This window comes from Roseitranquillus sediminis, assembly GCF_016918935.1.
Taxonomy (GTDB): domain Bacteria; phylum Pseudomonadota; class Alphaproteobacteria; order Rhodobacterales; family Rhodobacteraceae; genus Roseitranquillus; species Roseitranquillus sediminis.
In genome coordinates this window covers 98902-113159 of sequence record NZ_JAFFOB010000015.1, presented here as the reverse complement: position 1 = coordinate 113159, position 14258 = coordinate 98902, and the positions used below count along the sequence as shown (strand labels likewise).

17 protein-coding genes and 1 tRNA gene are annotated in these 14258 nt (G+C 68.6%); 10 read left to right on the top strand and 8 right to left on the bottom strand.

Features of this window, described 5'->3' with window-relative positions; translation table 11 throughout:
- Positions 1-105 precede the first annotated feature (105 nt).
- The 6 genes from JM664_RS08670 to JM664_RS08645 all read left to right on the top strand — a co-directional run bounded on the left by JM664_RS08670 (position 106) and on the right by JM664_RS08645 (position 4307).
- Positions 106-717 carry a LysE/ArgO family amino acid transporter gene (locus tag JM664_RS08670; RefSeq protein ID WP_227419518.1) on the top strand — a complete coding sequence of 204 codons (612 nt, stop codon included), beginning with the start codon at positions 106-108 and terminating at the stop codon, positions 715-717.
- Positions 718-1073: 356 nt separating this feature from the next.
- Entirely contained in the window at positions 1074-1661 is a 588-nt protein-coding gene (hisB, locus tag JM664_RS08665) for an imidazoleglycerol-phosphate dehydratase HisB (RefSeq protein ID WP_227419517.1), read from the top strand.
- Positions 1658-2293 (top strand): imidazole glycerol phosphate synthase subunit HisH, encoded by a 636-nt coding sequence (gene hisH, locus JM664_RS08660; protein WP_227419516.1) that lies wholly within the window; start codon positions 1658-1660, stop codon positions 2291-2293. Before hisB ends, hisH begins: the two co-directional genes overlap by 4 nt.
- A 210-nt stretch (positions 2294-2503) precedes the next feature.
- Positions 2504-3244, top strand: coding sequence for a 1-(5-phosphoribosyl)-5-[(5-phosphoribosylamino)methylideneamino]imidazole-4-carboxamide isomerase (hisA, locus tag JM664_RS08655; RefSeq protein WP_227419515.1), 741 nt, complete (start codon positions 2504-2506; stop codon positions 3242-3244).
- The gene (gene hisF, locus JM664_RS08650) at positions 3238-3999 is read left to right on the top strand and encodes an imidazole glycerol phosphate synthase subunit HisF (RefSeq protein WP_227419514.1); all 762 of its coding nucleotides are present in this window, start codon (positions 3238-3240) and stop codon (positions 3997-3999) included. The genes hisA and hisF overlap by 7 nt, the downstream gene beginning before the upstream one ends.
- Positions 3996-4307 carry a phosphoribosyl-ATP diphosphatase gene (locus tag JM664_RS08645; protein WP_227419513.1) on the top strand — a complete coding sequence of 104 codons (312 nt, stop codon included), beginning with the start codon at positions 3996-3998 and terminating at the stop codon, positions 4305-4307. Before hisF ends, JM664_RS08645 begins: the two co-directional genes overlap by 4 nt.
- Here the strand turns inward: JM664_RS08645 and JM664_RS08640 are convergent.
- From JM664_RS08640 to JM664_RS08625, 4 genes are all read right to left on the bottom strand, one after another.
- Positions 4304-4720, bottom strand: a complete 417-nt coding sequence (locus tag JM664_RS08640; protein ID WP_227419512.1) for a CoA-binding protein — start codon at positions 4718-4720, stop codon at positions 4304-4306. The genes JM664_RS08645 and JM664_RS08640 overlap by 4 nt on opposite strands.
- A 190-nt stretch (positions 4721-4910) precedes the next feature.
- Positions 4911-5405, bottom strand: a complete 495-nt coding sequence (locus JM664_RS08635; protein ID WP_227419511.1) for a YHS domain-containing (seleno)protein — start codon at positions 5403-5405, stop codon at positions 4911-4913.
- Positions 5406-5454: 49 nt separating this feature from the next.
- On the bottom strand, positions 5455-5721 hold the full coding sequence (locus JM664_RS08630; protein ID WP_227419510.1) for a hypothetical protein: 267 nt from the start codon (positions 5719-5721) through the stop codon (positions 5455-5457).
- 41 nt (positions 5722-5762) lie between these two features.
- Positions 5763-6539, bottom strand: a complete 777-nt coding sequence (locus tag JM664_RS08625; RefSeq protein ID WP_227419509.1) for a TrmH family RNA methyltransferase — start codon at positions 6537-6539, stop codon at positions 5763-5765.
- 90 nt (positions 6540-6629) lie between these two features.
- On the opposite strand from JM664_RS08625, the gene JM664_RS08620 reads away from it, so the two are divergent.
- A tRNA-Tyr gene (locus JM664_RS08620) sits at positions 6630-6713 on the top strand.
- Between the two features lie 38 nt (positions 6714-6751).
- Here the strand turns inward: JM664_RS08620 and JM664_RS08615 are convergent.
- Positions 6752-7384, bottom strand: coding sequence for a DUF998 domain-containing protein (locus JM664_RS08615; protein ID WP_227419508.1), 633 nt, complete (start codon positions 7382-7384; stop codon positions 6752-6754).
- 252 nt (positions 7385-7636) lie between these two features.
- Here JM664_RS08615 and JM664_RS08610 point away from each other — a divergent pair, with 252 nt between their 5' ends.
- Positions 7637-9097 (top strand): alanine/glycine:cation symporter family protein, encoded by a 1461-nt coding sequence (locus tag JM664_RS08610; RefSeq protein WP_227419507.1) that lies wholly within the window; start codon positions 7637-7639, stop codon positions 9095-9097.
- Between the two features lie 74 nt (positions 9098-9171).
- Positions 9172-10464 carry an O-acetylhomoserine aminocarboxypropyltransferase/cysteine synthase family protein gene (locus JM664_RS08605; RefSeq protein ID WP_227419506.1) on the top strand — a complete coding sequence of 431 codons (1293 nt, stop codon included), beginning with the start codon at positions 9172-9174 and terminating at the stop codon, positions 10462-10464.
- Between the two features lie 16 nt (positions 10465-10480).
- Here JM664_RS08605 and JM664_RS08600 read toward each other — a convergent pair whose 3' ends face one another.
- Positions 10481-11170, bottom strand: coding sequence for an SIMPL domain-containing protein (locus JM664_RS08600; protein ID WP_227419505.1), 690 nt, complete (start codon positions 11168-11170; stop codon positions 10481-10483).
- 159 nt (positions 11171-11329) lie between these two features.
- Between JM664_RS08600 and JM664_RS08595 the strand changes: the two genes are divergently transcribed.
- Positions 11330-13039, top strand: a complete 1710-nt coding sequence (locus tag JM664_RS08595; RefSeq protein WP_227419504.1) for a hypothetical protein — start codon at positions 11330-11332, stop codon at positions 13037-13039.
- A gap of 93 nt (positions 13040-13132) precedes the next feature.
- Here the strand turns inward: JM664_RS08595 and JM664_RS08590 are convergent, their stop codons facing one another.
- Both JM664_RS08590 and fdxA read right to left on the bottom strand, forming a co-directional pair.
- A complete protein-coding gene (locus JM664_RS08590; protein ID WP_227419503.1) occupies positions 13133-13639 on the bottom strand; it encodes a CarD family transcriptional regulator in 507 nt (168 codons plus the stop codon).
- A gap of 270 nt (positions 13640-13909) precedes the next feature.
- Entirely contained in the window at positions 13910-14245 is a 336-nt protein-coding gene (gene fdxA / locus JM664_RS08585) for a ferredoxin FdxA (RefSeq protein ID WP_227419502.1), read from the bottom strand.
- Between the last annotated feature and the right edge of the window lie 13 nt (positions 14246-14258).

Genomic DNA, 14258 nt, shown 5'->3' with positions numbered 1-14258 from the left:
CCGGCATGGAAAAGAACAGCTCGCGCCGATGGCTGAGGTAGATCGGCTTTGCATCTGCCCTTGCGAGAAGTAGCTCAGGGAAAACTGTCCGAGCCGCGTTGCTGCATGAACCTGCCCGTCTTCTTCACCGGGATGATCATTAGCCTCGGCCTGATCGTTGCGATCGGGGCGCAGAACGCCTTCGTGTTGCGGCAGGGGCTGCGTGACGAGCACGTCTTCGAGGTGTGCCTCGCCTGCGCGCTGTCCGACGCTGTGCTCATCGCCATCGGCGTGACGGGCTTCGGCACCGTCGCAACCCTGTTGCCCTGGATCGAGCCGGCCATGCGGTATGGCGGAGCGGCATTTCTCGTCTGGTACGGCGCGCGCAGCATGTCTTCCGCCCTCCGCTCGACTGACGCGCTGGCGGCGGATGCGGTTCCGGCGGCGGGCACTCGATCCTCCACGTTGGCGGCTTGCCTCGCGATCACTTGGCTGAACCCGCACGTCTACCTCGATACGGTGGTTCTGCTTGGCTCAATCTCGACCCAGTTCGACGGCGCCCGGACGTCGTTCGCCGCCGGTGCGGTATCGGCCTCGTTCCTGTTCTTCTTCGCGCTCGGCTATGGCGCGAGGCGGTTGACACCGCTCTTCACGTCTGCGTCCAGCTGGCGCGCGCTCGAAGCGTTCGTGGCGTTGGTCATGTGGACGATCGCCCTGAAGCTGATCGTTGCGGCGTAATGCCTGCACCGGGCACTATTCCTCTTCTTCCTCCACCGACGGAACGCGGCGCTTGCGCCGGGCCGGCTTCGAATGCAGCTCTGCCAGCCTCAGCTCTCGGGCTACGTACCGATGGAGCCCGGACGGAAATGCCGGCTCAGAAAACGCCGAAGACCGCGAGGAGTGCGAGCGTCAGCACCACCGACACGAGGATCGAGCCGAGGCAGCCGAGCCGGTTGGAAAAGAAGACGAACATTGCTGCTCCGCACGCAAGGCTTCATCCGCTCAAGGCGCGGCGGACCGGGCCGGTTCCGGTGCCGCACCCTTCCGCCCCGCGCGAGCCGGGCATATAAGGGCGGCCGGCCAGTGGAGGGCGCATGAGACGGGCGACGATCAAGCGGCGAACAGTTGAGACCGACATCAGCGTGGAGCTGAACCTCGACGGAGTCGGTCAGCACGACATCCGGACGGGCGTCGGCTTCTTCGACCACATGCTGGACCAGCTGTCGCGCCACGCACTTATCGACCTGACCGTGCGGACTGATGGCGACACCCACATCGACGACCACCACACGATCGAGGATACAGGCATCGCCATCGGGCAGGCGCTGGCGCAGGCGCTGGGCGACAAGACCGGCATCCGCCGCTATGGCGCATGCCTCCTGCCGATGGACGACGCGCTGGTGCGTGCGGCGCTCGACCTGTCGGGACGGCCGTTCCTCGTCTGGCGGGTGGACCTCACGGCCGAGCGGATCGGCACCTTCGACACCCAACTGGTGCGCGAATTCTTTCAAGCGCTCGCCACGCATGGCGGCATTACGCTGCACGTCGAGGCGCTGCACGGCCTCAACGCGCACCATGTCGCCGAGGCGTCCTACAAGGCAGTAGCGCGCGCGCTGCGCGAGGCGGTCGAGACCGATCCGCGCCGCGCGGACGCGGTGCCGTCGACCAAGGGCACGCTGTGACGACAGTCCTGATCGACTACGCCGCCGGCAATCTCCACTCGGCAGAGAAGGCGTTCCAGCGCATGGCGGCCGAGACCGGCGCGGGCGAGATCGTCGTCAGCAGCCTGGCCGAGGACGTGGCCCGCGCCGACCGCATCGTCCTGCCCGGCGACGGCGCCTTTCCCGCCTGCCGCGAGGCGCTGGAGGAGCAGCACGGCCTGCACGAGGCGCTGGTCGAGGCTGTCGAAAAGCGCGGCCGCCCGTTCCTCGGGATCTGCGTGGGCATGCAGCTGATGGCGACCGTCGGCCGCGAGTATTGCACGACGCAGGGCTTCGGCTGGATCGGCGGCGAGGTGGTGCGGATTGCGCCGGGCGTGGGCCTCAAGGTGCCGCACATGGGTTGGAACGACCTCGTGATCGACCGCCCGCACCCCGTGCTGGAGGGCTTGGGAACAGGCGACCACGCCTACTTCGTCCACTCCTATCACCTGCGGGTGAACGATCCGGCCGAGCGGCTGGCCTGGTGCGACTATGGCGGGGAGATCACCGCCATCGTCGGCCGCGACACGATGATCGGCACGCAATTTCATCCGGAGAAGAGCCAGGCGGCCGGCCTCAGGATCATCGCCAACTTCCTGCGCTGGTCGCCCTAGTCGAGCCGGGATCAGCCGGACAACGGCCCGTCGCCCTTCAACTCCTGTTGGAGCTGTAGGTGCGCTCGCGGTCGAGCAGGCAGATCCGGCCCTTGATGTCGCTATGCCGGTCAGCGGGCTGCATTCCTCAACGCGACAGGCGGCGGGTGGCGGCAAGGCTTGGCATTCGGACAGCCGCAGGGCAGAACGCGCGCGAACGGGAGCGTGTGCATGATCCTCTTGCCAGCCATAGACCTCAAGGACGGCCAGTGCGTCCGCCTGCTGCGCGGTGAAATGGAGGCTGCCACCGTCTTCGGCGACGACCCCGCGGCGCAGGCGCGCGCCTTCGTCGAGGCCGGCTGCGAGTGGCTGCACCTCGTCGACCTCAACGGCGCCTTCGCCGGGCGGCCGGTCAACGGCGCGGCCGTGGAGGCGATCCTTGCAGCGATCGACGTACCTGTGCAGCTCGGTGGCGGCATCCGCGACATGGCCACGATCGAGACGTGGCTCGACCGCGGCGTGACCCGCGTCATCCTCGGTACCGTCGCGGTGGAAGACCCCGACCTCGTCCGCGAGGCGGCGCGGGCGCATCCGGGCCGCGTCGCCGTCGGGCTCGACGCGCGCAACGGCCGCGTCGCCACGCGCGGCTGGGCGGAGGAGACCGATGTCGAGGTGACGGATCTCGCCCGAAGGTTCGAGGACGCAGGCATCGCCGCCATCATCTATACCGACATCGACCGGGACGGCGCGATGGGCGGGCCGAATATCGCGGCGACCGAGGCGCTGGCGCGGGCGGTCGCGGTTCCGGTCATCGCCTCCGGCGGCGTCGCATCCCTCGCCGACCTCATCGCGCTTCGCGAAACCAGAGTCGTCGCGGGCGCCATCTCCGGTCGCGCTCTCTATGACGGCGCGCTGGACCTGCGCAAGGCGCTTGCGGCGCTGTCCGGTACGGCAGAGGGCGCATCATGCTGAAGACCCGCATCATCCCCTGCCTCGACGTCAAGGACGGACGCGTCGTCAAGGGTGTCAACTTCGTCGACCTGATCGACGCGGGCGACCCGGTGGAGGCGGCGCAGGCCTACGACGCGGCGGGGGCGGACGAGCTCTGCTTCCTCGACATCGCAGCGACGCACGAGAACCGCGGCACCATGTATGACCTCGCGACCCGTACGGCCGAGCACTGCTTCATGCCGCTGACGATAGGCGGTGGAGTCCGCACCCCGGACGACGTGCGCAGCCTGCTGCTGGCTGGCGCCGACAAGGTCAGTTTCAATTCTGCCGCCGTCGCGGATCCGACGGTGGTCGCCCGCTCCGCCGACCGCTTCGGCAGCCAGTGCATCGTCGTCGCCATCGACGCCAAGCGCGTTGCGCTAAGCCGGTGGGAGATCTTCACCCACGGCGGCCGCCGCTCCACCGGCCTCGACGCTCTGGCCTTCGCCGAGGAAGTCGAGCGGCAGGGCGCGGGCGAAATCCTGCTGACCTCGATGGATCGCGACGGCACCCGCTCGGGCTTCGACCTCGAGCTGACGCGGGCGGTGTCGGACCTCGTCTCGGTGCCGGTCATCGCCTCGGGCGGGGTCGGCACGCTGGACCATCTCGTCGAGGGCGTGACCAAGGGCGGCGCGTCGGCGGTGCTCGCCGCGTCGATCTTCCATTTCGGCGAGTACACCATCGCCGAGGCCAAAGCGCGCATGGCCGAGGCCGGAATTCCGATGAGGCTATCGTGAGCGCGCTGGAGCGGCTGGCCGCCACCGTTGCGGCACGCCGCGGCGCCGATCCAGAGTCGTCCTGGACGGCAAGGCTGCTGGCGCGCGGCCCCGGCAAGTGCGCGGAGAAGTTCGGCGAGGAGGCGGTCGAGGCGATCGTCGCCGCCGCCTCGGGAAGCCGCGAGGAGCTGACGGCCGAGGCGGCCGATGTGCTCTACCACCTCTTGGTGATGCTGGCCGCCCGCGACATCCCGCTGGACGACGTGCTGGCCGAACTCGAGCGGCGCGAGGGACGCTCGGGGATCGAGGAGAAGGCCGCGCGCCGCTAGGCCATCAGGCGCCGGTGGTCCACCATCGCGCAACGGTCCTGCACTACCGCGATCCCGCGCGAGCGCGCCAGATCGGCAGCCTCGTCGTTGCGGATGCCGACCTGCATCCAGATCGTGCGCAGACCCGGAAGCGCATCGATGGCCTCGCGCACGAGGGGCAGCACGTGCCCCGGGCGCCGGAAGATGTCCAGCATATCGGTGTCATCCGGGGCGTCGCCCACAGTCGCGACCACCGTCTGGCCCAGCAGTTGCCGGCCCGCCTGCCCCGGATTGACACCGACGACGCGGTAGCCCGCGCCGGCGAGGTACGCCGAGACGTAGTGGCTGGGGCGCGCGGGATTGGGCGATAGACCAACGCAGGCGATGGTCCGCGTCCGCCGGAAAATGTCGCGCAACTCGTCGTCGGATGACATGACATTTCCTCTTTGCGCCCGCCGCGACCGTCGAAGAAAAAGGCGCCCGAAGCAATGCTCGGGCGCCAGTCACGGAACGAGGGACAGTGATAGGGACAAGGGTGTTCCAAACCGATGCCCCGTAACGGGAAAGATAGGAGAAAGGACTGAGTTTTTCAGCCTATAGCGCGAAAACGTGAAATGTCCGCGATCAGCCGAGGACGTCCGGCCAGTTGTCGTCCGCGCGCCTGATGTTACCCGCGATGTCTCGCCTGAAGAGCGCGCGCTCTCGCAGGGTCCTGTTAAGGTAGAGAGCGCCGTCATGGATCGTCCAGGCGCCCGGATCGATCGGCGCGGTGTGTCCCCTGCTGACGGCGAAGGCACAGTAGCCGCCGTAGCGCGGCGCGTAGGCCGTCGGGTTGGCCTCGAACCGCTCCCTGTTCTCCGACGATGCAAAGAGCCAGACCGCCCCATCCCACTGGACGCCTTGACTGATCTGGCCGGCAACAGGTCCGCCTGCGGTAAAGTAGGCGACGGGATCGGCGCCACGGATGGCAATTCCGTGCTCGGCGAAGATCGGCGGGTGCCCCGCTTCGACCGGAAGCGCGGCGACGACCGGCATCGCGAGTGACGACAGGAGCAAGGTGCGGCGGCAGAGCATGAGACGATTCGTGGTAGCGTGAGACCCGGCGAAGGTGCGCTCCACCGCCGCCACTTGGAAGACCCGGCACGAATGCGTGAAGCCGCGTGAGCCTTCAGTCGAAGATGTCCTCGATCGTGTCGAGCGCCTTGGCGAAGAGGCGGTGCTTGATCGACTTCTTCCGTCGTTTCGGTCGGCGCGGCAACGGCTGGTGCGGGATCTCGCGCCGCGCGACGGGCGCTTGCCTGGCCTTGAGCCGCTTCATCGCGTGGAGCGGCGCACCGCAGGAGGCGCAGGCGAGTTCATGCCGCTCGCGCCCCTTGAGCGTGAGCGCGGCGCGCGTGCCGCAATAGCAGCAGGTGGCGATCTTGACGTCGGGCATCGGCGGCAACTTAGGTCCTGCGAGCGCGACTTTCGAGTGGCTCAGTCCGCTCGGCGTCGAGACGCCGCATAGAGCGCAACCGCTGCCGCGTTGGACACGTTGAGCGAGCCGAACTCGCCCGCTGCGCGGATACGCGCGAGACAACCGCAGGTCTCCCGCGTCTTCTCCCGAAGCCCCGGCCCCTCGGCCCCGAGCGCGATCGCTACGGGTCCCGACGGCAGCACGTCGCCCAGGTCGGCATCCGCCTCGCCAACGAGACCGACCAGTGCGTATCCCAGGTCCCGCAGCCGCAGCATCTCGTCCGCGAGGTTTCTCACCCGGAGATACGGCTGCCGTTCAAGGGCGCCCGACGCCGCCTTGGCGAGCGCGCCGGTCTCGGGCGCGGAATGGCGCGCCGGAGCAATCACGGCACGTGCACCAAAAACCTCCGCAGATCTCAGGACCGCGCCGACGTTGTGAGGGTCCGTCACGCGATCGAGCAGGACGAGGACCGGAGCCTCGTCCGGCGCTGGCGCGCACACCTCCTCGACACCGCCCCAGTCGAGCGGCCGCACCTCGAGCGCAGCGCCCTGGTGCACGGACCCGGCGTCGAGAGGCACGTCGAAGCGCCGCGGGTCTCTGACCTCGGCTTCAGGACCGTGCGCGAGAGCCGAGCCAAGGCGATCTGCCGCGTTGCGCGTGACGACGAGGCGCAGCGCCTCGCGCCGCGGGTTCAGCAGCGCATCGCGCACCGCGTGGAGACCGAAGAGCCAAACGGTCTCGGATGCGCCGGCGCGGCGCGCGCGCTCCTTGTCGATGACCCATTTCGGTTTCTTCATCGCGGCCTTCCATGCCCGCGGGCCCGCCGCGCGGCAAGCGGATTTCGCCTTGACGCTTCCGGGAGGCGCCGGTATCCCCGCCGGCGCGTCGGGCGACGTGCTGCAAGGTGCGGCAGCGGACTGTAACTCCGCCGGGGAGACCCACGCCTGGTTCGATTCCAGGGTCGCCCACCATCACCCTTACAATGCAAGCGTGCGGAGCTGCTCTGCGCTCACACCCCGCGCACGGCGGCATCCCTCCCGCGCTGCAGGATCAGCCATGCCAGCGAGCAGGTCCAAATCAGCGCGATCATTCCCAGAAGCCGTTCGTAGACGCCGTCGACACTGGTCGGCACGAAGAAGAACACCGGCGCCGCGACCGCCCATGCGACGCCGCAGAGACGGAAGATCCGCCGGTAGCCGAGGTGGACGCTGCCGGCACCCTTGGCCATCGAGAGCGGGGCGAGCGCGAAGAGCACGCCAAGCAGGTACACGAGGTAGATGTGGATCACGATCCCGTCGCGGTCAGAGTCGCCGTACTCGTTCCGCGCACCGACCATCACCACCAGCGCCGCGATGATGGCGAGGGAGAAGATCCCGACGGACCACCAGCGATCCCCGAGATGCGCGTGGGCGGCCCCGATCGACAGGGAAATCAGTCCCGCCGCGTAACCGTAGAGCGCGATGTCGACGATGATCTCCAGCGGCCCCGCCCCGAGGTCGCTGATGGTCTCGGCCACCCAGTCATGGTCCGGCACGAAGATGCTGCCCACGACGACGCCGATCAGGAGCGCCGCGGCACCGAGCAGCGCGATTATCCCGGATGCGACGAGCAGGTGCGACTTCTCAGATGCAATTGAAGTCATCGAGACCCGAACACCGCCGCCGGGCGCGGGTTCCAAGCGTCGCTCCGCATCGGCCCGGCCGGACGTCCGGCACGCATCGCGGCCAGGCCCGGTTGTCATGTGCCGGCCTCGGCCGTCGGATGAGCGCCGCCACCGTCGCGCGAGGCGCCGGCAACATTCTCTTTGCGATCCGGCGCAATTTGGCCAGACTTGCGGGAACGACAGCCGCGTGAGCGTCCCGGCGTCAGCGCGCAACGCAGCGAGGGAAACGGCATGGGATTTCTCGAGGTATTCTTCGGATGGATCGGAGACTGGACGTGGGGCTGGTCGCTGATCCCGTTCCTCGTCGTCCTCGGCTGCTTCTTCACGATCGCGAGCGGCTTCGTCCAGTTCCGCTTCTTCGGACGGATGTGGGGCGTGCTCAAGGGCCACGAGAAAGGTGCGGAAGGGCACGTGAGCTCTCGCGAGGCGCTCCTCGTCTCGGTCGGCGGCAGGGTCGGCGGAGGCAACATCGCAGGGGTTGCCGTCGCGATAACGCTTGGTGGACCAGGTGCCGTCTTCTGGATGTGGGCGATTGCCCTCGTCGGCATGTGCACGAGTCTGATCGAGTGTTCGCTGGCCCAGCTCTACAAGCGCTCCGAGGGTGACGGCACCTATCGGGGGGGGCCGGCGCGCTACATCATCCACGGGCTGGGCGAGAAGTTTCGCTGGCTCGCCATCCTCTACGCCATCTGCCTGATCGCCGCCTTCGCCCTCGGCTTCAACGCCTTCCAGGGCAACACCGTCGCTGGCGCGATGCAGGACAGCTTCGGGATCGGCCGGATCTGGACGGGGCTGGCGCTGGCGGTCCTGACGGGATTCATCGTCTATGGCGGCATCCGGCGCATTGCGCGGGCCGCAGACGTCATCGTGCCGATCATGGCGATCGGCTACATCGGGTTGGCGCTCGTCATCATCCTGATCAACATCGCCGAACTGCCTGGCGTCATCGGCACCATCCTCGCCAACGCCTTCGGTTTCCAAGAGGCCGTCGGCGGCGGCATGGGGGCGGCCGTGGCGCAAGGGCTGCGCCGCGGTCTCTTCTCCAACGAGGCGGGTCTAGGCAGCGCGCCCAACGTCGCGGCGGTCGCCTACGTACCGCACCCGGTCAGCCAGGGCATCGTGCAGTCGCTCTCGGTCTTCATCGACACGATGATTATCTGCAGCGCCACCGCCTTCATGATCCTGCTGGGCGACGTCTACGTCCCGGGCGCCGACATCGACGGCGTGGTCCTGACGCAGCAGTCGCTGGTGAGCCACGTCGGCGATTGGAGCCAATATTTCCTCTCGATCGCGGTGCTGCTCTTCGCGTTCAGCTCGATCATCTACAACTACTATCTGGGCGAGAACGCGCTCAGCGTCTTCACTCACTCGCCCCCCGCGTTCCACATCCTCAGGATCGCCATCATCGGCCTCGTGTTCCTCGGCTCGGCGGCCCCGGCCGCAACGGCGGTCTTCTTCTTCTCGGACCCGCTGATGGGCGTGCTGGCGCTGGTGAACCTGCTGGCGATCGCGATGCTGTTCCCGGTCGCGCTGCGGCTCGTGAACGACTACCGCGCGCAGCTCGCCGCGGGGGCGGACGAGCCGGTGCTGGACCCTGCGGCATGGACGGGTCACGATATTGACCCGACGGCGTGGGAGGACGCGGCGGTCGGCGGCCGCGCCGCCACGGCGCCCCGGCCAGCCACCGCATAGGGTCGTCCGCCACCGGCATTGCCCGTGCTCGGGCCGTCGACTAATCAGGCGCGACATCCATAGGGGAGAGCGCCATGACGGACGGCCCGAGCTACGGCTTCGACACACTGCAGATCCACGCGGGCGCGAAGCCGGATTCCGCGACCGGTGCGCGCCAGACGCCGATCTACCAGACCACCGCTTATGTCTTCCGCGACGCCGACCATGCCGCGGCGCTCTTTAACCTGCAGGAAGTGGGCTTCATCTATTCGCGCCTGACCAACCCAACGGTGCAGGCGCTGGCGGAGCGTGTCGCGGCGCTGGAGGGCGGCGCGGGCGCCGTCTGCTGCTCGTCGGGTCACGCGGCTCAGATCATGGCGCTCTTCCCGCTGATGGCGCCGGGGCGCAACATCGTCGTCTCGACCCGCCTCTACGGCGGCACGGTCACCCAGTTTACCCAGACGATCAAGCGCTTCGGCTGGTCCGCGAGGTTCGTCGACTTCGACGACGAGGACGCGGTGCGCGCCGCCATCGACGACGACACCCGCGCAATCTTCTGCGAGTCGATCGCGAATCCGGGCGGCTACATCACCGACATCCCCGCCATCGCGGCGATCGCCGACGCGGCCGGCCTGCCGCTCATCGTCGACAACACTTCGGCCACGCCCTACCTCTGCCGCCCGATCGAGCTCGGCGCGACGCTGGTGGTGCACTCGGCCACCAAGTACCTGACCGGCAACGGCACCGTGACCGGCGGCGTCCTCGTCGACAGCGGCACGTTCGACTGGTCGGCCTCGGGCAAGTACCCGTCGCTCAGCGAGCCGGAACCGGCCTATCACGGGCTCAAGTTCCACGAGACCTTCGGCCCGCTCGCCTTCACCTTCCACAGCATCGCCATCGGGCTGCGCGACCTCGGCATGACGCTGAACCCGCAGGCGGCGCACTACACGCTGATGGGGATCGAGACGCTGAGCCTGCGGATGGCGCGGCACGTCGAGAATGCGGTCCGGGTGGCTACTTGGCTGGAGAGCGATCCGCGCGTCGACTACGTGACGTATGCCGGCCTCGACAGCTCGCCGTACAAGAGCCGCATGCCGACCGTCTGTCCCAAGGGGGCCGGAGCGCTCTTCACCTTCGCGGTCAAGGGCGGGTACGACGCGTGCGTCAAGCTGATCGACGCGGTCGAGATCTTCAGCCACGTGGCGAACCTCGGCGACACCCGGTCGCTCATCATCCATTCCGCATCGACCACGCACCGGCAGCTCGACGAGAACCAGCAGCGCGCCGCGGGCGCGGCGCCCGAGCTGGTGCGACTCTCGATCGGGATCGAGGATCCCGACGATCTGATCGCCGATCTGGATCAGGCGCTGGCCAGGGCCACCGCCTGACCCCGCGACGGCGCCGCTATTCGGCGGCGCCGATCGCGAACTCCATCGTCACCGTCGCCTCGATGCCGACCTCGCCCCGGGCGACGGGGACGCTGTCCATCGCCATGCGCATCTCCGCCTGCGGGAACGGCCCGCGCTGCGGCTCGGCGGCGTCGAGGCGCAGGACTTCACCAAGCGCGACGCCCGCCTCGTCCGCCAGCAGCTCCGCCTTGCGGGTCGCGTCGGCCACCGCCTCGCGCAGGGCCTCGTCGCGCAGCGGCTGCGGCTCCTGCATCCCGAAGTTGAGGCCGCGGAACGTGTTCGCTCCCTCGTCCGCCACGGCGTCGAGAACCGCACCGAGCCGGTCGAGATCCCGCACCCGCACGCGCAGAGTGTTTTCGGCGACGTATCCCATGACCTCGGGGTGCCCGCCGTCAGGCGCCGGCCGGTCCGCGTAGCGGGGCGAGAGCGACAGCACGTCGGTCTGCAGGTCGCGATCCTCGACCCCCTCCTGACGCAGCCGCTCCAGGACCGCCGCCATTGCCTGCGAGTTCCGCTCCAGCGCCTCGCCTGCCGTCCCCGCCTGGGTGGTCACGCCGACGCTCAGCGTCGCGAGGTCGGGCACCGCGGCGACCTGCCCCTCGCCCTGCACCGTCAGCGACGGCGCCTCCTGCGCCTGCACTGCACCGCTCAGCAGAACCGCCAGCACAACCGGCATAAATCGCATCTTCACCACCTTCGACTACCTCCCCGGACCGGCGGCCGACTGGCCGCGACGCCGGCCGAGGTTACGGAGAGGACTAGGTTTCGGCAAGAAGCTGCCCTAGTCTGCGCGCGGGAGAACACGCTGTGCGAAGGGAACGACGCTCATGGTAGGTCTTCGTTCATGAGAGCCGATTTTGCGCTCGATCTGGGTCTGGATCGCGTCCGCCTGCTCGCGCAGACGGACTTCGGTGACGAGAGCCTGGGAGAGGTCCGGCTGGACGACCCCTCCTTCCGCGCCCGCCTCGCCGAACTTCGCCGCACCGCGGGCCGCGACGGTCCGCTGCCGGTCGATGCGCTGATCCCGCGCTCGCAGATCCTCTACCTCGACATCGCCGGTGCGGGCGAAGGCGTGGAACACGCCCTTGCGACACGCCTCGAAGGCGCGACGTCCTACGACGTGCGCGACCTGATCTGGGACGTGAGGCTCGACGGCGGCACGTCGCGCGTCGCGGTGGTGGCGCGCGAGACGCTGGCCGAGGCGCAAAGCTTCCTTGATCAGCACGGCTTCGTCCGACAATCCTTCGCCGCGCGGCCTGCGCCGGAAGAGTTCCCCGGCGTCCCGCACTTCAAGCTCGCGCCCCGCGAGGCGCCCGCCTTTCGGAGCCTGCGACCGGCCGCCGCGCACCCGCAGCCCGAGCCGCCGGCCGTGACGCCCCTGCCCCAGGTGCCGCAGCGGCCCCGAGGCGAGATCGCGCGCGGTTCGAAGCTCGAACGGTCCGCGGGGCGGCGCCGGCTGCCGCTCGCCGCGGCATTGGCCGCCGTCGCGGTCGCTGCGGGCGTCTTCGCCTGGAGCGGGCGTCCCGCCGCCACGCCGGCGCCGGCGGACACGGCGCACCAGGCGGAGGCACCGGCGGCTCCGGCGATCGCCGAAGTTCCATCCGCGGAACCGAAGCGGACGGTCGTCGCCGCCGCCCCGGAACCCGCAGCGACACCTCCATCTGCGCAGCCGAGCGCGGTCAGCGAGGACGAGATCGTATGGGTCGCGCCGGACTTTGACTTCGCCGACGAGATCTACCTGCCGGACTTCGACGGGAGGTCCGGTGCCCACGACGCCATCGCGCTGGCCGAGCCGCTGGTGATGGCGGACGTGGCGCCGCAGCCGGTCCTGCTTCCACCGACTTTCGGCACGACCTACACGTTCGACGACCGCGGTCTCGTGGTCGCCACCCCGGACGGCGTGCTGACGCCGGACGGTGCCTTGATCTATGCCGGCGCGCCGCCCCTCGTCCCACCGATGCGCCCCGGCCCCGAAGCGGCGACGCGAAAGGAGCCCGAGCCGGAAGTGGCCGAGGTGACAACTCCTGTCGAAGCGCTTCCGGGAACGCGTCCCCGTCTGCGCCCCGCCGAGATGGCGGTGGCCGTCGTCGTTCCTGCGGAGCCGATGGCGCGGCCGCGGGTTCGGCCGGATCTTTCTGCGGTTGTCGCGGCGAACGTGGCTGCCGGGACCGATTTCGCGGCGCTGGCACAGCAGGCGCGCGAGCAGGCGTCGCAGGCTGCAGCGAGCACCGCACCGGCGGCCGTCGCTCCGCCACCGGCAGAACGGCAGGCTGTTGCGGTACCGAACCCAACGGTGCGACCGAACATCCCGACGCAGGCGTCGGTTGCGCGCCAGGCGACGCTGCCCAACGCGATCCGGCTGAACCGGCTCAATCTGATCGGCGTCTACGGCTCGGCTTCGAACAGGAGGGCGCTGCTGCGCCTTCCGACGGGGCGCTACGTCAAGGTGAAGGTGGGTGACAGCGTCGACGGCGGCCGCATCGCCTCCATCGCGTCCAGCCGGCTGGACTACGTCAAGGGCGGACGGACCGTCACACTGGCCATGCCCAATTGACGCCAACCATGCTAAGGGCGCCACGGCCATATGGCCGGGCGCCCTGAAGGTTCTTCGCAGCCCTGCCGGGCCAAGACATCCTTCGGCGGCCGGTCAGGCCGCGCGGCTGAGCAGCACGTCGCCCACCTGACGCTGCGCCGCATCCTCGTCGCCGCTCACGGCCGCGATCTCGCGCGTCAAGCGCTCCAGCGCTGCCTCGTAGAGCTGCCGCTCCGAATAGCTCTGCTCTCGCTGGTCGTCGGCGCGGTGCAGGTCGCGCACGACCTCCGCGATCGCGATCAGGTCGCCGGAGTTGATCTTCTGCTCGTACTCCTGCGCGCGGCGCGACCACATGGCCTTCTTGACCTTCGCCTTGCTGCGGAGCGTGGCCATCGCCTTCGACACGATGTCAGGCGACGAGAGCGAGCGCATGCCCACCTCGCTGGCCTTGTTCGTGGGGACGCGCAACGTCATCTTGTCCTTCTCGAACGAGATGACGAAGAGTTCCAAGGTGAGGCCGGCGATGTCCTGCGTCTCGATCGAGACGATCTGCCCCACGCCGTGCGCGGGGTAGACGACATAGTCGTTCGGCCGGAAGTCCGAGTTCTTGTTCTTGCTCATAGAAACTTCGTTCCTCATAGCTGCCCGCGGGCGGCGACAAGAAAGACGGCGGGCACCCCACGTTTTGCCCGTCGTCTTGCATCGTCACTTACCGGATCGCGCAGCCCATGCGATCCGAGCACCCCATGGGTCCCAATCTCTGCTCCCTATATATAGCAAAAAAACGATGCTTCGCCAAGTCCGGCGCCGCAGCGTCAACGGATCCTGCAATTCAGGCGAAAACGGTCAGGTAGGCGGCTCTCGGCAGCTTCGCGCCGAGAGATGCGCGAATCAGCCCCCTTCGCCGGCAGCCTCCGAGAAGAGCTTCATCTTCTCCGGCTTGCCGTCCATCTCGTCGGCGTCAGGCAGCGCGTCCTTCTTCGTGACGATCACAGGCCACTGCTCGGAGTACTTGCGGTTGAATTCGACCCACTGCTCCATATCCGGTTCGGTGTCCGGCCGGATCGCGTCGACAGGGCACTCCGGCTCGCAGACGCCGCAGTCGATGCACTCGTCCGGGTGTATCACCAGCATGTTCTCGCCTTCGTAGAAGCAGTCCACGGGGCACACCTCGACGCAGTCGGTGTACTTGCAGGCGATGCAATTGTCGGTGACGACATAGGTCATGCGGACCTCGTAG